The 16,476-nt window shown below is 45.2% G+C and carries 15 protein-coding genes; all 15 read right to left on the minus strand.

The genetic code is table 11. The annotated features are described in order from the left end of the window. Positions 1 to 68 precede the first annotated feature (68 nt). Positions 69 to 1,484, minus strand: coding sequence for a hypothetical protein (locus tag DYE66_RS07210; RefSeq protein WP_002998148.1), 1,416 nt, complete (start codon positions 1,482 to 1,484; stop codon positions 69 to 71). 557 nt (positions 1,485 to 2,041) lie between these two features. Then, entirely contained in the window at positions 2,042 to 3,223 is a 1,182-nt protein-coding gene (locus DYE66_RS07215) for a hypothetical protein (protein WP_115325065.1), read from the minus strand. A 139-nt stretch (positions 3,224 to 3,362) separates the two neighbouring features. Then, positions 3,363 to 3,668: a hypothetical protein gene (locus DYE66_RS07220; RefSeq protein WP_002997830.1), complete on the minus strand. Its 306-nt coding sequence runs from the start codon at positions 3,666 to 3,668 to the stop codon at positions 3,363 to 3,365. Between the two features lie 60 nt (positions 3,669 to 3,728). After that, positions 3,729 to 4,970, minus strand: coding sequence for a sensor histidine kinase (locus DYE66_RS07225; RefSeq protein ID WP_115325066.1), 1,242 nt, complete (start codon positions 4,968 to 4,970; stop codon positions 3,729 to 3,731). Continuing rightward, entirely contained in the window at positions 4,963 to 5,658 is a 696-nt protein-coding gene (locus DYE66_RS07230) for a response regulator transcription factor (RefSeq protein WP_002998309.1), read from the minus strand. The genes DYE66_RS07225 and DYE66_RS07230 overlap by 8 nt, the downstream gene beginning before the upstream one ends. Continuing rightward, a complete protein-coding gene (locus tag DYE66_RS07235) occupies positions 5,659 to 6,276 on the minus strand; it encodes a GTP pyrophosphokinase (protein ID WP_002998514.1) in 618 nt (205 codons plus the stop codon). A gap of 369 nt (positions 6,277 to 6,645) precedes the next feature. Then, positions 6,646 to 7,050, minus strand: coding sequence for a GFA family protein (locus DYE66_RS07240; RefSeq protein ID WP_002998518.1), 405 nt, complete (start codon positions 7,048 to 7,050; stop codon positions 6,646 to 6,648). Between the two features lie 52 nt (positions 7,051 to 7,102). After that, positions 7,103 to 7,729 carry an ABC transporter permease gene (locus DYE66_RS07245; protein ID WP_002998332.1) on the minus strand — a complete coding sequence of 209 codons (627 nt, stop codon included), beginning with the start codon at positions 7,727 to 7,729 and terminating at the stop codon, positions 7,103 to 7,105. Continuing rightward, positions 7,726 to 8,481, minus strand: coding sequence for an ABC transporter ATP-binding protein (locus tag DYE66_RS07250; RefSeq protein WP_002998063.1), 756 nt, complete (start codon positions 8,479 to 8,481; stop codon positions 7,726 to 7,728). The genes DYE66_RS07245 and DYE66_RS07250 overlap by 4 nt, the downstream gene beginning before the upstream one ends. A gap of 6 nt (positions 8,482 to 8,487) precedes the next feature. Beyond that, complete coding sequence (locus tag DYE66_RS07255) at positions 8,488 to 9,402, minus strand: glycine betaine ABC transporter substrate-binding protein (RefSeq protein ID WP_002998453.1); 915 nt, start codon at positions 9,400 to 9,402, stop codon at positions 8,488 to 8,490. Then, positions 9,392 to 10,027, minus strand: coding sequence for an ABC transporter permease (locus DYE66_RS07260; RefSeq protein WP_002998416.1), 636 nt, complete (start codon positions 10,025 to 10,027; stop codon positions 9,392 to 9,394). Before DYE66_RS07260 ends, DYE66_RS07255 begins: the two co-directional genes overlap by 11 nt. Positions 10,028 to 10,537: 510 nt before the next feature. Further along, positions 10,538 to 11,962, minus strand: coding sequence for a DHA2 family efflux MFS transporter permease subunit (locus DYE66_RS07265; protein WP_002998153.1), 1,425 nt, complete (start codon positions 11,960 to 11,962; stop codon positions 10,538 to 10,540). A gap of 303 nt (positions 11,963 to 12,265) precedes the next feature. Beyond that, the gene (locus tag DYE66_RS07270) at positions 12,266 to 14,014 is read right to left on the minus strand and encodes an ABC transporter ATP-binding protein (RefSeq protein ID WP_115325067.1); all 1,749 of its coding nucleotides are present in this window, start codon (positions 14,012 to 14,014) and stop codon (positions 12,266 to 12,268) included. Continuing rightward, entirely contained in the window at positions 14,004 to 15,833 is a 1,830-nt protein-coding gene (locus tag DYE66_RS07275; protein ID WP_002997740.1) for an ABC transporter ATP-binding protein, read from the minus strand. Before DYE66_RS07275 ends, DYE66_RS07270 begins: the two co-directional genes overlap by 11 nt. A 7-nt stretch (positions 15,834 to 15,840) precedes the next feature. After that, positions 15,841 to 16,269 (minus strand): MarR family winged helix-turn-helix transcriptional regulator, encoded by a 429-nt coding sequence (locus tag DYE66_RS07280; RefSeq protein ID WP_002997920.1) that lies wholly within the window; start codon positions 16,267 to 16,269, stop codon positions 15,841 to 15,843. Between the last annotated feature and the right edge of the window lie 207 nt (positions 16,270 to 16,476).

Below are 16,476 nucleotides of genomic sequence, written 5' to 3' on the forward strand. Positions count from 1 at the left end.
CGCCCACTTGCTGGCAGGTCAGTCGCCTACTCAACAAGTATCAAATGGTAAACTTTTGATTTTTAGTATTAATCATCGGAATCGTCAGCTTCTTCCATATGCTTCTTAAACTCGGTCTTCTTGTCCTTAATATCGTTTTCGACAGAGGAGGCTTTGTCCTTGGAGAGGCGTTTATAGTGGGCGACGTAGACTTCTTTACCAGTGCTGACCTTGATGCGTTTGACAGTCAGCTTGTCCCCCTCGCGTTTGTAGGTCAATTCATACTTAGGCTTCTTGCCCATAAGCTCGGAGTAGTTTTTAGCATCAATTTTAGCTTGATCCTCAGCGTCAGAACTGTTGTAGTCCAGCTTATTCTTGTAGGCCTCCTCTACTTTATCTTGGTAGTCAAACTTGGACAGGGAAGGCTTGATTTTTTTGTTCCATTGATCAATTTTTTCAACATAACCTAAATAGCTAGCAACCGTTACAGCAGGGTATTCTTGGGTATCCAAATAATTCTTAGAAGAATCATCGTAGTAATTATAGATATAGTCCTTGGCTGTATAATAAGCGAAATGTTGGACAGACTTGTCCTTCTGGACCTTCAAATAAGAATGAAAATCCTTAGGCGCATCATCATCTTTGGAGCTAGACCAACGCTCTCTGTCCTCATCATAAACCTTATAGTCGGTCATTTGCCAGGTTCCTTCGATATTGCCCGAAGTGTAGCGCCAAGTAGAATAACCGCCACCAAGGAGCAAGAGGGCACCAATAAAGGCGGCAAGGGAAATCAAAGTCCATTTGAGCTTTTTGTTGGTCTTTTTAGGAGGGAGAGCTTGGCCAAGATATTGTGAGCCTTGTGACTGAGCATTCCCAAATCCTTGAGCGACCTGCTGGGCTGGAACTGGGCTAGGATTCTGGTCAGGAGTAGCCTGATTGGTCACCCCGGCTGGATTGACTGGTTGGGCTTGGTTTCCGATATTAGTCTGATTCCCTGTTCCTGCTGGGGCTGGATTGACGTTTTCTACTCCTGCCCCTTCTCCCCTGCTTGTGTCAGGATTGATAGGAAGGGGACTTGACTCTTGAGGTGCTGGTCCTTGACCTCCCCCAAGAGTCTGAGCCTGATTCGTATGGGCTGGCCCTTGACCAGGATTTTCAGCCTGACTAAGAGGCTCTGCTTGAGCTAGTGGACTCTCCGCTGGTCCAAAACTACTTGGAGCTGGGGCTTCTCCTTGATTTTGGATTGGACCCACCTCTACTTGACCAGCTTGAGACGACTCGCTAGAGAAGGGCACTTGAGGACTTGGGCACACTTCTTTTGCCTGATCAAGGTCGGTAACTGGCTCGGTTTCTGTTCCTAGGCTAGCAGCTTCAGCAACCTGAGGGGCATCCGCAACATCCTCTGCCTGAAAGTCGCCACTTTCCAAGGCCTGCTTGACTTCTTCAAGACTGGCCTGGCGGCCATTGACCAATTGAAAATATTCTAACCATTCGTTTTTTGTCATGATTTACCTCTTTTAATTTTTATTAGATCTGTTTGAGATACTACGCTTGATTAAGTTCAAACTTGTTTTTTGATACTTTCTAACGTAGCAAGTTTATCAGCGATTAAAAATCGCTGATAAACTACGGTAATCGCTATAGCGACTTACCAGCCACCTTACTAATTCCATTTTCAAAATAACATTGATTTTAAAAATTCCTTGTCGTTAAGTAGTGCGGACGGAAGAAGAAATTATCCAGTGGATGATTTCTTAAAACCAAGGCGTTCCATTCCTATTTTTTAGTCTAAAGTCTAAAAAAATCCGTTATTAGCAACGAAAAAGTCGTTGCTAATAATACCACTACGGCGAAAGTATCGTCTAAGTTCACTTCGTTCACCTCCTCTTCTAAACTTTAACAAATTAAATATCTCTATCGCTTCTTCTGAAAGAGGGAGATTGAGGTTAGTGAATTTGATTCCCAAACAGATCTATTCCCAATTTACCTTTCAAAGGGCGATTAGGAATCCCAACGGCTTATAGATCGTCTTCGTAAGCTCAAATCGCTTTTTCCTTGAGAATTAGTTAATATCGTATTCTTCTTCGAACTTTTCTTTCTCTTGAGAGTAGGTATCCTTAGCGTCCTGGGCTTGGGAATCGCTCAACTTTTCATAGGTAACCTGAGCCACCATTTTGCCCGTCTTACTATGCCATGTTAAGATCAGTTTTTTTCCTTTGATTTGGTAGGAAATAGTCTGGTGCTTGCTACCATTTTTACCTATATAACTAGCATAATCATCCACCATGTCATCAACAAGATCATCGCTACCATCTTCCAGGTAGTCCTTAAACTTTCCATCAAAGAGAGCCTTCACTTTCTTGCGATATTGGCTACGACTGTAACTAGGAATAATGGTTCGATGCCACTGATCAACCTTGAAACTTCCCGCTATATAATCACTCAGTGAAATCAAAGGGACATCTTGCTCGTCATCATCGTCATCGTAATCGTCGTAGTCGTCATCGCTGTCATAATCATCGTCCGAATCATAATCGTCGCTGTCCCTTCGACTGTTTGGGCCCTTATAGCGATGGCTTTCAGCGTCGCTATCATCCTTGTCATAGTCGTCGTAGTCATCATCACCATCTAGGAGATCATCACTGTCAGAATAATCCTCATCCATGAAAGAATAGCCATAAAACTGAACTGTCTTATCCTTGTGGACGGTCAGATAGTATTCATCACTTTGCTGGTCATCATCTGAGTCGTCGGAATCGTCATTCTCATCATAATAGGACCACTTCTTCATGTCCTCATTATAATATTTACCCTTGACCCGGTGCCAGTCTCCCTGGATGTTGCCTGCTTGGTAATGCCAGGTAGCAAAGCCAGCCGAGCCCAAGAGACAAAAAAGCAAAAAGCCAGAAACGGCCAGGGTGAGAATCAACCATAATTTTGGCTTGCGACGGAGCCTAGCAAGACTACCCGCCTGAGCTGTGGCAACTGGATAACCCTGAGATAGGTTGGCTTTACTAGGATAGGACCAGGCTGTGTTAGGCTTCTGGCTAGCTTGGGACAGAGGCCTAACATTTTGCCCTTGATCATCGGTCCTCCCTTGACTGGAAGGGGCAAGAGCATTAGGATTAGCCTGATTTGTCAGGTCCCTAATCTCACCCGCCTGCCTGGCCTGGTTAATTTCTAGTCGACTGGGGCGTCGACCGTAAACGAGTTCAAAGTATTCAATCCACTCTTCTTTTGTCATAAGCTCCCTTCTTTCACTACTTAAAAAATTCTTAAATATTATAACACAAAAGCCATTAAAAAAGCCAGAATTTTTTTCTGACTTTCTATGGATGTCTAATTCTAACCTGTACCTTCCTCTTTCCCTTGGATTTTTAGGACTAGGAGAAATTTCGATAGCAGTCTAAGTTGGCTAGTTTGGCAAGACCTTTGACTTCTTGGCTAGAACTTGACGTCTCCTTCTGGCTAGGGTCATCCTCAAACAGGCCTTGATCTGGCTCGGCAGTAATTGGCTTGGCTAGGGGGGCAACCTGCGGACCTTCCTTTGAGCCAGTCTCCTGGCGTGATGCTAGTGGAGCAGCCCCTTCCTTGATGGTCCCCATATTAATCGCCACTTCAATTTCCTTACTTTCAGGTGCTCGTCCATTGATTTCCTTAAAGAGTTGGATCCAGTCTTCTTTCGTCATTTTTTACCTCTCTCTATGAAAAAAGCTAGAATTTTTTCAAACTCTAGCAGGTCTTGGTAGTTATAGTTTAGGAAAGGTCACCGTGAAAATAATGGTGTCCTCCTTATAGTTGACAAAGATACGGCCACGAAAGAGTTTGACCACGCTTTGAGCCATGGAGAGCCCAATACCAAAGCCGGACTTCTTCTTGTTGTTATGCGATTCTTCTTCTCGGTAAAAGCGTTCGAAAAATTTACTGTAGTCCCTATCCTTGCCTTCTTTATAAGTGTTGGAAACCTGTAAACGGGCTCGCTTACGGGTGCGACCAACTTGGCTAAGACGAACCCTTACCTTTCCACCAGGGTCACAGTATTTATTGGCATTATCAACCAAAACCGTAACCAACTCAAAGAGGGATTTTTCTTCCGCCTGGATATGAATGTCGGGGGTAATTTCCATGAGAAAGTCTTTGCCATCCCGAAGGACCGGCCCCTTAAAATCCTCCGCCGCATCTTGCGTTATGGCTGAAAAATCAACATCTGAGAGAGCAACCTCTGGTTGTTCCTCCAATCTGGCCAGGGCCACCATGGAATTAATCAAGTTTGTCAGTCTGGTCACCTGGTCCTTGGTCGAAAGGGACCACTCGTTTTCGCCAGTCATTAGCTCCTGCAACTCGGTATTAGCCTGAATAATCGCTAGAGGAGTCTTGAGCTCATGGCCTGCATTGGTGATAAAGCGCCTTTGCTTCTCCATATTTCTGATGAAAGGGCGAATAATTTTACCAGAGAAAATCGTAAAAATCACCAAAAATAGGACAAAGCTGGCAGCCGATAGGATATAGGTTACCCGTCTCAAGGCTTGGGCATTCTGATAAAATTGACCCGTATCCAGGATAACGATCAAATTATCGCCATTCTTTTGGCTAGTTTTCTTATAAGAGAAGGTCAGCCCATTGACAGTAACACGCCCATGATCATATTTTTGCTTAAGGACCTCATCTAGAACTCGATTCACATCGTCAGTACCAATGGAGCGAATATTATCGGTCTGGGCCGAGACGAGGCGGTCATTCTTATCAACTAGTAGGCTGAAATAACGGTACTGGTAGAGAGCATCAGGCGAGTCTATGCCCAGCTGATTGGATGTCCGATTATTGTAATCGAGCTGGCCATGATTGTCCGAAAGAACCTGCAAGACACTATCAATTTGTTGGTTAGTATTGAAGTAAAAAACAGAGCTTAGGATACCGGCAAACATGAAAAGGGCAATGGCCAGGACACCCGCCGCAATCAAAATAATTCGGATCCGCAGATGCTTAAACATGGCGCTCACCTACTGGGATGAGTTGGAAATCGCCATCCTTTTCCCCGACAATTTCAATATCAGCCTTAATGGCCTGGAGTTTCTGGCGCAAATAGGAAACATAGACGTAGACATAGTCCTGATTGGCCTCTTCGTCGTCTTTGCCCCAAACCTGTTGGTAGATTTCTTGGGTGGAAAGCTTCTTGGCAGGATTGAGCATGAAAAATTCCATCAGCTTGTTTTCTTTTCCTGCTAGGCGAACGGTATTACTGGCTGTGATTTCCTGCTCGGAAACATCCAACTTCACGGAGCCACATTCTAAAGTCCTAGAGGTAAAGCTATCATCTAGACGCCTTTCCATGGAGCGCAGGCGAGCCAATAATTCTTTTAAGGAAATCGGCTTGGTCAGGTACTCATCAGCACCGGCATCAAGGCCGGTCACCCGATCATTAATTTCAGACATGGCCGTGAGCATAATGACATGGGTGCGATCTCCAGAGTCGCGGATTTCGCTCAGAGCCTCCAGCCCTGTCTTGACAGGCATCATAATATCCAAAATCATGAGATCGTAGGCGTTTTCTCTAGCTAAATCAACAGCCTCCTGGCCATTGACGGCCTGATCAACCTGATAGCCTTGATGCTCCAAGGCTGCCCGATAAACCCGTCCCAGTTGTTCTTCATCCTCGGCTAAGAGAATTTTCATGGTCATCTAATCACCACCTTCCTCAATTAAATTTCGAATGGTCTGCATACTCAGGTCACAGGAAGCTAATTCGTCCGCACAGCGCTTGAGCTCTCGCGTAATCAATTCGGGATTTTTAATGGTATGCTTGTACTTCAACTGATGCTCTAGGCTAGCCCAAGAGTCCTGAGCGATGGTGCGCAGTTGGACCTCCGCAAAATACTTTCCAGGCCTATTGCCCTCAACATCAGGAAAATCACTTGTTAGCTCTAATATCAAGTGATAAGAACGATAGCCATTAGGTTTGGCCCTGGCAATATAATCCTTCTCCTTGACAATTCTTAAACCAGGTAAGTTCTTGAGAATGGCAACAGTCTTGTAAATATCATCCACAAAGCCACAGACCACCCGAATGCCGATACTATCGCGAATTTCCTTGAGGGCAGAATGAGGTGTTAGTGGCAAGCCCTTGCGCTGACATTTTTCGACCATACTATCAGGCTTCTTAACCCTTGCCAGCAGATGTTCATAGAGCTTAAAGCCCGTCGCTTCCTTCTGTCTTTTATTGGCCAGCTTAATCTCATCGGTCAAACCTTCCATAATTTGCGGGAGATAGACCTCATAGTCGCCATAAATCGTTGACATACCAAGCTCTCTTTCTAATCTTTCCTAACCTGAACTGACTAATCGTTTTTTCAAACCTCATCACAGTTCTTATTAGGATCAGAATGGGTCTATTATAGCATAAAAAGTTGAGAAAAGAGAGCGGGACAGAAATCAGTATTTCGTCAAATTGATTTCGTTGTCCCGCCTCCGCACAGTTGATTAGGATGGCCGCTATCACTTGCTTAGCAAGGGATAAGGACCTCCAATCAACCACTGCGTCAAGCATTTAATTCTGCATAAATAAACGAAGCTGAGACAATGTCCCAGCTTCTAGATCTTGTTTGTTCCAAAAATTGCCCTTTGCGTTATCAATCTTTGCTTTGCTGGAAAGATAAGCTTTTTTGACAATCAGTTTTTAGTCTGTTTGAAAAAGTCGCCTTTTTGATAGTCCAGCCAAGGCTTCTCAGACTCTGTCCAGATATGGCAAGCGGACCAGTTTGAAAAGTCTTCATCGGTTTGATCCAGGGTTCCTAGTTTAATGGTGATAAGATCTGGTTGGTCCTCCTTGGTGTGATAGAGGGGACTGCCACATTTGGAACAAAAGACCCTAGTTTTACCAGGTGAGGACTGGTAAAAGGATGGCACTTCTTCTCCTTTAAGGATGGTAAATCCTTCCTTATCGGCCAAGATATTGCTGGAAAAAGCTGTGCCAGCAGCCTTGCGACAAAAATTACAGTGACAATAGGTCACGAGTGGGTGGACAGATTGCGCCTGATAGGCAACTGCTCCACATAAACAGGAACCAGAAATCATAAGAAACTCCTTCCACGACTAAAACGATGCTGGGTTTGATGGTGGCTAGGTATCAGGATAGGGTCTGGGGCTTGAAAATTTCCTCAATCAGATAAAGAATCAGGTTGACCCAAAGGGTTATGGCAAGGGAGAGAATAATCCCCCAGGCTAGTTTGGGAATACTATTGGTTCTCAAACCATCAAAGAGCAGAGTTCCCAGGCCACCCGCCTGAATGGTTGCCCCGATAGTGGCAATCATAATGATGGAGGTGGCAGCTAAACGCAGGCCGGACACAAGTGCCGGAACTGCTAGAGGGAGACGAATTTTTCTGAGTATCTGCCAATTGGTCATACCCATCCCTTGTGCTGCTTCTATCTGGCTGGGCTCAACCTCCAAGAGACCAGCGAGAAAAGACCTAACTAAGATATATTGGGCATAGGCGACTAGAGCAACGATGACCGTAGTCTTGCTCAATCCCGTTAAGGGAATCAAGAGGGCAAAGAGAGCAAAGCTAGGAATGGCATAAAAGAGGGAAAGAAGATAAACCGACACTTCCCTTAATTTGGGCAAAAAATAGAGGAGACCTGTCAGGACAGAAGCAAAAAGCAGGGCGAAAAAGAGGCTGGCTACTGTCAACTGGACATGTTCCAGACCGGCCTGAATGAGCTTTTCTGGGGCTTCTTTTAAGTAGGCAATCATTCTGGTGCCCTCCTCCCCAATTCTTGAGCCCGGGCTGTTGCAATCAGCTTCTCAACTAAAGGATGGGCTGGAGCCTCTAAAATGGCCTGCGGTTGATCAAACTGCAAAATCTTCCCCTGATCCATAATCATGACCCGAGAGCCCAATTTAAAGGCCTCGTTAATATCGTGCGTGATAAAGACAAAAGTCTTGCTTGAGAGGTCCTGGTGAATCTTTAGCAGACCTTCTTGGAGGTCATTTCGCGTCAGCAGGTCAATGGCACCAAAAGGCTCATCAAATAAGAGGACTTCTGGGTCAGCTGCCAGAGCTCTAGCCACTCCAATTCTTTGCTGCTGACCTCCCGACAATTGGGCTGGGTAGCGGTGGGCGAATTCCTGGGCTGGTAATTGCACCAAGTTTAAGAGCTCTTCTACTCGCTGGTCAATCTTTTCCTTATCCCACTTGAGGAGCTTGGGAACGGTGGCAATATTATCCTTGACCGTCAGATGGGGGAAAAGCCCGATTTCTTGAACCACATAACCAATATGGCGGCGGTGTTCAATCGGGTCAAGGTTCGATAAGTCTTGGCCCGCAAAGGAAATCTTACCCTTGCTGGGCTCCAAGAGGCGATTAATCATCTTGAGGGTGGTCGTTTTCCCAGAACCAGAAGTTCCAAGGATGGTAATGAACTCCCCCTTATTGACTTTAAAAGATATATCATCAACTACAGCCCTCTGGCCGTAGATTTTACTAACATGGTCGAATTGAATCATGGTTTCTCATTTCTTGATGGATTGGTAATAGTCCTTGGCTACCTTCTGGTAGTCTTCCTTGTCGACATCAACCTTGGCATTGAGCTGGGTAACTTTCTTGGTGGTCAAGCCAGCACTAATCTTGTTAAGGATGGGTCGAATTTCAGGGTAGTCTTGCAAAATCTGATTTCTCACAACAGGGGCCAGATTATAGGGAGGCCAGAAGGACTTGTTATCCTTAAGGAGGGTAAACTTATCCGTCTGAGCCAACTGCCCTTCGGTCGTATAGGCCGGTGTTACATCGGCGTCGTCATTCTCCAGTACCCTGTATTTAAGGGTATTGTCATAGACTTGACTGGACTTCCAAGCGAATTTGCCATAGGTCTTCTCCAGACCAGCTAGGCCATCTTGGCGCTCGTTGAACTCCCCTTGGGAGGCAAAGCGGAGGTTCTTGGCCTGCTTTTGCAGATCAGATATGGTGGAAATGCCATATTTTTTGGCGACTGAGGTTCGAATGACCAGCCCCTGACCATCATTGGCCTGGGCATAGTCCAACCAGGTCAAATCAAATTTCTTTTGGTAGTCCGTCTTAACCGTCTGGTAGACCTTCTTGGGATCGGTTTGCACAGGCTTCTTAAGAATAGTCAGGAGGCCAGTCCCTGTATATTCTGGATAAAGGTCAATCTCATCATGAATCAGACTATCATGAATCAGAGAGCTGGAAATATTGGTCTTGCGCTCCACCTTGTATCCGTGGTCTTCAAGGGCCAAAGCATAGATTTCAGCCACAACAGAGCTTTCTGTAAAATCCTTGGAGCCCACACGAATGGTGCCTTTGGATTGGCTGGGACCAACCATTTTTTGACCATAACTATAAAGACCAGCAGACAGGAGCAAGACCAAGGCTAAGATAATGGATAAAAAGATTTTTCTAGGCTGCATAACGTCTACTCCATCTAATCAAGAAGTCCAGTAGTAACATACTGATGAGCGATAAGAGCGCAACACTAGCCCCACCAATGACCAGGAGGTCGTAACGATAGAGACCCAGACCTGTAAAAATCAGGCTTCCCAGACCTCCAGCACCGATATAGGTGGCTAGGGTAGCACTGGCGATAATTTCCACTAGGGCTAATTTGACCCCAGTCAAAATATAGGGAAGAGCCAGAGGCAGGGAGAGCTTGACGGTCAACTGTCTTGGGGTCATTCCCATAGCTTGAGCCGTTTCGACCAAACTAGCAGGGACCTGATTGAGACCCAGAACGGTATTGATTAAAACGGGTGCTAATCCAAGGAAAATCAAAGCCAGTAGGGCTGGAAAATGCCCAACTCCCAGAAAGGGAATCAAAATAAAGAGCACGCCTAGGCTGGGCAGAACTCTCAGCCCCTGGGAAAAGGAAGTAATCCACTTCTGCATCCTAGGATGTTGGTAGGCCAAATAAGCCAGGGCCAGCCCCAGAAGGACAGAAATCAATAAGGCTTCCAAACTGATAGAAATATGTTGCCAGACAGCCTGCCAGTAACTGGCAGCATTAATCTGGAAATAATGGATGATTTGATTTAGCAAATAGTCCCTCCCACTTGACTATTCTTCAAGGAACAACTTTCTGCCCACAAAAAAGGGTAAATAGAAAATTTAGAAGTTATCCTTTTAAAAATTCATCTAGTTGGATAGGAAAGTCCATCTGGTTCTGCTACTTTTTGGTCCAAAGGACCAATTCCTTTTAGCAAGCACTCTCAGGCTTTCCCTGCAATTTGTCAATACTTTTTTGAATTTCCCCTAGAATACCACAAAATCTGGATAAGGGTAAGGATTTAACACGCTTTTGTCGGTTTCTAGTTATCGCTATGAATCAAACTAGGTCAATACCGCTAAGCTCTTCTTGGCAATCGCCAAGGTTTTTTCGGAATCTAGCTCTCACTCCTGCTCGAACTGCATCAATATGCCTTTGCTTAACTTTGGCAATACTGCCTCATTTCTCCAAGGCACATAGAAAAACCAACTGAAACAAGCTCCAGTTGCCTTTTTCTGTGAAGGGAGGTTGGAACTCCCTTTAATTTCGTCCTTTGGCTACTTCTATCCCAAACGGTTCTTATGCCGTCTCAGGCTCAAGCTAAGTAGGAAAGCTAGAAAGGCCAGGGCTAGGGTGAAATAAAATCCAAAGTGGACACCATTGGTGAAGGCCTCAGGTTTGCTTGCATTTTGGACATGAGTTTGACCCAAAACTAGGAAACTAGTTGCTAGAGCTGTGGCAATGGCACCAACGATTTGTTGCATGGTGTTCATAATGGTTGAGCCATCAGCTGACTCTGCTCCTCTAAGACTATTGAGGGCGTGGGTTTGAGCAGGTGACATGGCCAAGGGACAACCAATCATCAGGATGATGTGGGCTGTAATAATGAAAGCTACCGAAGAACTTGGTTTTACAAAAATCAGCATGATGGCTCCGATAATGGTAATGGCAAAGCCCAGTCTAGCCAGAACTGGCGCCCCTAAATTATCGTAGAGTCGACCAGAAATGGCTGAAACAATGGCATTGACAATACCACCAGGTAGCATGATAATCCCTGTCATGGCAACGGGCAGCCCCATCCCATTTTGAATGAATTGTGGAAAGAGGTACATGGCTGACAGGATGATGGCAAAGTCCAGCATGACCAATACTGCTGCTGTACTAAAATCCAACTTGGCGAAAATTTTCAGATTGAGAATAGGGTGTTCCAAATGTAACTGACGATAGGTATAGAAGGCCAAAATCAGCAGACCAATTAAGAGCGAGCCCAAGACGATTGGTGAGCCCCAACCATTCTCGCTGGCAAAGCTGACACCAACAACCAGGGCTCCAAACCCAAGCATACTAGCCAGAACAGACAGGTAGTCTACCTTTGGTTTGCTCAAGTCGGCGATATTCTTCAAGAAGGCCAGAGAGAAAATCAAGGCAATCAGCAAGAAAGCGGCAAAAGCCCAGAAGATATAGCGCCAAGACAGTTTCGCTAGGAGCAGTCCTGTTAAGGTTGGCCCTACTGCTGGGGCAAACATAATGACTAGGGCATTGACTCCCATGGCTGCCCCCAGCTTTTGCATGGGGAATATTTTCATAGCCACAGTAAAGAGTAAGGGAACAATCAGACCAGTTCCGATACCTTGAATCATCCGACCTGCTAGAACCATAGCAAAGTCTGAGCCCAGGGCAGAAATCACCGATCCCGCGATAAAGGCCAGCAGGGCAAAGATGACTGTCTGTCTGGTTGTAAACCATTTAGAAATCAGGCTGGACAAGGGCAGGACAATCCCGATGACCAGCATATAGCCAGTTACCAGCCATTGTAGGGATGAGGTTCCCACACCTAGAGCTACTTCCAATTTGGGCAGGGCGATGTTGAGTGAGGTCTCTGATAGCATACCGACAAAGGCGCCAATCAAGAGACCAGTCATAGCCAACCAGGGGTGTTGGACAGGCACTGCTGCCTGACCAGAAGTCATTTTTTTATTTTCTTCCAAAATCTTCTCCTCTCAAGTGTCACTGCAAGAAAAAAGAGCCTTTCAAAAAGGGAGGAAAACTGGAGGAATTTTCATTCCTAGGCCTCCTCGAAAAAGCTCATTTTTACAGATTATTATTTGTGAATTTTGACCGTTAGACGGTCCACTATTCATCTTAGCAAAATAAAATAGTTTTCGTAAGTGTTTTTTCTGAAAAAAATTATTTTTCCTTAAAAACGATACGAAATTTCAAAATTGTTTTTCATTGTTTTTCAAAACCAAAAAAAATCCCCAGCCACTTGGACTAGGGATTGACTGTTAGCATTAAGCTGATACGAATTGAGAATTGTAGAGATCTGCATAGAAGCCATCTTGGCCCATCAATTCATCGTGATTACCTTGTTCGATGATGTTACCATCCTTCATGACTAGAATCAGATCAGCGTTGCGGATGGTTGATAGACGGTGGGCGATCACGAAGGAGGTCCGACCTTCCATCAGCTTGTCCATAGCCTTTTGAATCAATTCTTCAGTACGGGTATCGACAGATGAAGTCGCTTCATCCAAAATCAGGAGCGGTGAGTCCTTGAGCAAGGCCCGAGCGATGGTCATCAATTGCTTTTGCCCAACGGACAGGGTGACCGAATCATCCAGCACCGTATCATAGCCCTTAGGCAGGGTCTTGATATAGTGGTGGACACCGACAGCCTTGGTAGCCGCTAGAACTTGCTCGTCTGAGATATGGTCCTGATTGAAAATCAAGTTTTCCTTGACGGTTCCTTCAAAGAGCCAAGTGTCTTGGAGAACCATCGAGAAGGCATCATGAACTTCTGAACGCTTCATGTCGTGGATATCAACCCCATCGATGGAAATCTTACCCTTATTGATTTCATAGAAGCGCATAAGGAGGTTGACGATTGTTGTCTTACCAGCACCGGTTGGTCCGACAATGGCAATCTTTTGACCAGGCTTGGCATGGGCTGAGAAGTCGTGGATGATAGTCCTGTCTGGGTTGTAACCAAAGAAGACATTTTCAAAGGCGACATCCCCCTTGACCTTATCCAATTGCTTAGCCTTAGCATCTTCCACTTCCATTTCTTCTTCGTCCAGGAATTCAAAGACCCGTCCCATAGCAGCGTTGGCTGATTGGAGTTGGGTAATCCCTTGAGCGATTTGCGAAACCGGTTGGGTAAAAATACGGACATAGGTCATGAAGGCGACGATGGTCCCCATGGTGATGTCACCATTGATGGCCATGCGGGCCCCAACGATACAGACCATGACATAACCGAAGTTACCGATAAACTGCATCATAGGCATCATAATACCAGAGAAGAATTGTGACTTCCACATACTTGAGAAGAGGTCTTGATTCAGTTTTTCAAAGGCTTCTTTACTTTCTCGACGGGCATTGTAGCTAGTCACGACATTGTGTCCGCTATAAATTTCTTCGACATAACCAGAGACGTCAGCCAAGTTCTTTTGTTGTTTTTTGAAAAGCGGTTGACTGCGAGCCATAATCAGACCTGTCAGGAGGAAACCAGCGAAGACTGATCCGATAGCTGTTGCGGCCAAAAGGCCATTGGTCTTAATCATCATAAAGATAGAACCAATTAGGAGCACAATGGAAGCCACCATAGTCACCAGACTTTGGTTAAAGGACTGAGTCATAAGGTCAACGTCATTGGTAACCCGAGAAAGGGTATCCCCTTGGGCGTGGCTATCAAAGTACTTCAAAGGAATCTTGTTGATCTTATCAGCGATAGCATCCCGCAAGCGTTGGGAGAAGCGTTGAATCAGGGTTGAGACGATGAAGCTGGCTGAGTATGAAACCAGGGCCCCACCGATGTACATGAGAGCTAGGGTAAAGGCAATGGAGCCAATCTTGTCAAGGTCAATAGTTCCTGTCAAGCCCTTGGTCATGGTATCGGTCATTTCCTTAAGCTTGTCAGGTCCAATAACCGTAATGGTGCTGGAAATAATGGTGAAAATAATAGCGAGACCAAAGAGTGCCTTATAACCTTTCAAGTAAGGAGTCATTTGGCTGATTAGAGATTTCTTGTTAGTCTTCATTTTCCAATTCCTCCTTTGAAAGTTGTGAGTAGGCAATTTCTTGGTAGACAGAATTTGAGGCCAAGAGTTCCTTGTGATTACCCTGACCAACGACCTTACCTTGGTCAAGGACAATAATTTGATCGGCATCCATGATGGTTGAAATTCTTTGGGCCACGATTAACTTGGTCAAATTGCTGGTCTTCTTGTTGAGTTCCTCACGTAAGACACGGTCGGTCTTGTAGTCCAAGGCCGAGAAGGAATCATCAAAAATCAGAATTTCTGGCTTACGAGCTAGGGCTCGAGCAATGGCCAAACGTTGTTTTTGACCACCTGAGAAGTTGGTACCGCCTTGGGTGACCTCAGTATCCAAGCCCTTGTCTTTGCTTTCAACAAAGTCCTTGGCTTGAGCTAATTCGAGGGCTTCCCAAATAGCGTCATCACTCAAATGTCCTTGAGCGCTAACTCCAAACTGCATATTGGATCGGATGGTGCCACTAAAGAGGACAGCTGTCTGAGGAATATAGCCGACCTTATTGTTGAGGTCATCATGGCTATAGTCTTCAACCTTAACCCCATCCACCTTAATCCAGCCTTCTGTGGCATCATAAAAACGTGGAATAAGGTTGACCAGGGTCGATTTACCAGAACCAGTTGAACCGATGAAGGCGACCGTTTGGCCTTTTTCCGCCTTAAAGGAAACATGCTCGATAGCTGCAGCAGAGTTCTTGCTGTAACGGAAAGAGACATCGTGGAATTCCACTTGACCCACTTGACCATTTCCTGTCTTAGGGTCCTTCTTGAACTTGACAGAAGGTTCAAGGGCCAAAACTTCATTAATCCGTTTAGCAGAAACCAGGGCCCGAGGTAGGATGATAAAGATAGCCACCATCATCATGAAGCCGATAACGACTTGCATGGCGTAAGATGAGAAGACCACCATATCTGAGAAGATTGAGACACGATCTTTCACAGCCTTAGCTGCTTGCGCCACCATCTTCATAACCATAGGGCTGGTCTTGTCAACCTTAGGAACTGAAACATCAGAAATGAGGTGAGCCCCAATCCAATAAATGGCCAGAGTCAAACCACTTGAAACCATGGTCATGACTGGGTTCATCAGCGACATGAGGCGATAAACAAAGAGGTTGAGCTTGGTCAGGTTCTCGTTTTCCTTGCGGAATTTTTGGTCTTGATAGTCTTCGGCATTGTAGGCCCGAACAACCCGAACCCCCGTCAGAGATTCACGGGTCGTGGCATTGAGGGCATCGGTCAAGCCTTGAACCTTACGTTGACGTGGAAAGGCCAGAAAGAGCAAGACTGACAAGAGGATGAAAACGATAAGGACAGCAACACCGACAGCGCTTGTCCAATCACTACTCTTGCCCCAAATCTTGGTCAAAGCCCAGACGGCCATGATTGGCCCCCGAGTGACCACCTGCATCCCCATCGTAATCATGATTTGCAGCTGGGTCAGGTCATTGGTTGTCCGAGTCAAAAGACTTGGGACCGAGAACCGTTTGATTTCCGCTTGGGAATAATCCGCAACCTGATTGAAAATATCAGAGCGCAAGCGGGTGGTGAAGCTTGCTGCTGTTCTGGCAGCCAAGAAGCCGACACAGACAGCCATCAAAAAGCTACCAAAGGAGAAGATGAGCATCTTGGAACCTGGATCCATGATGTCTGATGTCGTTGTCCCCTTGTTCTGCAAGAGGGTGGTGATTTTAGACATGTATTCAGGTGTCTTCAAATCCATCCAAACTGCCAAACAGATAAAGATGGTGGATAGAAGAATCATGCCCCACTCTTTAGCGCTTAAGCGTTTAAAAATTTTGAACATACTTTTCCTACTTTTCTAAATTAGATTTAATTTGCATAAAAACCCGGTGGGTGGCCGCCAGATCCTGCTTATCAATATCCTTGAAGATTAAGTCTTGGATTTGGCTACGAAAAACCTTGATTTTCTCAGCCTTGTCCAAGCCCAGCTCCGTTAGGACAATCTGCTTGTAGCGCTTATCCCTGAGTGAGGGTCTCACCTCAATAAAGCCATTTTTTTCCATGCGTTTAATGAGATTACTAGCGACCGACTTGGAAATCCTCAGTCTCTCCTCAATATCCTTGATGAAAACCTCTTTGTCTCGGTTTTCAAAAAGATAAGAGACCGTAAAGCCTTGGGGGCCAGCTAAATGCTCAACGCCTTGGGCTTTGGCTAGCTCTTGAATCTGACTTTCCATGGTATTGATAAGGGTTCTGAAAATGCTAAAGGGATCTTTCATGAAAATACCTCACATTTCTGAAAACCAATAAATAGTTCCTATGGAAATTAGTATAAACCCATAAAAATCCAAAGTCAAGAAATAGATTCTCATGAAAACCATTTCACAAAACCTACTTCACGAGCTGGTTTATCCGTTATTATTTGAACGATAAAACAAATTATTATTGAAATATTCGGGTTTTCATTGTAAACTGGTAGAAATGAA

Origin of the sequence: Streptococcus downei MFe28 (genome assembly GCF_900459175.1) — a bacterium.
In the GTDB taxonomy this organism is placed as follows: domain Bacteria; phylum Bacillota; class Bacilli; order Lactobacillales; family Streptococcaceae; genus Streptococcus; species Streptococcus downei.

Coding starts and splice junctions, on each gene's coding strand:
- DYE66_RS07250 (WP_002998063.1), bottom strand. CDS start 8,481: ATGATTCAATTCGACCATGTTAGTAAAATCTACGGCCAGAGGGCTGTA.
- DYE66_RS07220 (WP_002997830.1), bottom strand. CDS start 3,668: ATGACGAAAGAAGACTGGATCCAACTCTTTAAGGAAATCAATGGACGA.
- DYE66_RS07280 (WP_002997920.1), bottom strand. CDS start 16,269: ATGAAAGATCCCTTTAGCATTTTCAGAACCCTTATCAATACCATGGAA.
- DYE66_RS07230 (WP_002998309.1), bottom strand. CDS start 5,658: ATGACCATGAAAATTCTCTTAGCCGAGGATGAAGAACAACTGGGACGG.
- DYE66_RS07275 (WP_002997740.1), bottom strand. CDS start 15,833: ATGTTCAAAATTTTTAAACGCTTAAGCGCTAAAGAGTGGGGCATGATT.
- DYE66_RS07210 (WP_002998148.1), bottom strand. CDS start 1,484: ATGACAAAAAACGAATGGTTAGAATATTTTCAATTGGTCAATGGCCGC.
- DYE66_RS07255 (WP_002998453.1), bottom strand. CDS start 9,402: ATGCAGCCTAGAAAAATCTTTTTATCCATTATCTTAGCCTTGGTCTTG.
- DYE66_RS07240 (WP_002998518.1), bottom strand. CDS start 7,050: ATGATTTCTGGTTCCTGTTTATGTGGAGCAGTTGCCTATCAGGCGCAA.
- DYE66_RS07245 (WP_002998332.1), bottom strand. CDS start 7,729: ATGATTGCCTACTTAAAAGAAGCCCCAGAAAAGCTCATTCAGGCCGGT.
- DYE66_RS07270 (WP_115325067.1), bottom strand. CDS start 14,014: ATGAAGACTAACAAGAAATCTCTAATCAGCCAAATGACTCCTTACTTG.
- DYE66_RS07215 (WP_115325065.1), bottom strand. CDS start 3,223: ATGACAAAAGAAGAGTGGATTGAATACTTTGAACTCGTTTACGGTCGA.
- DYE66_RS07235 (WP_002998514.1), bottom strand. CDS start 6,276: ATGTCAACGATTTATGGCGACTATGAGGTCTATCTCCCGCAAATTATG.
- DYE66_RS07225 (WP_115325066.1), bottom strand. CDS start 4,970: ATGTTTAAGCATCTGCGGATCCGAATTATTTTGATTGCGGCGGGTGTC.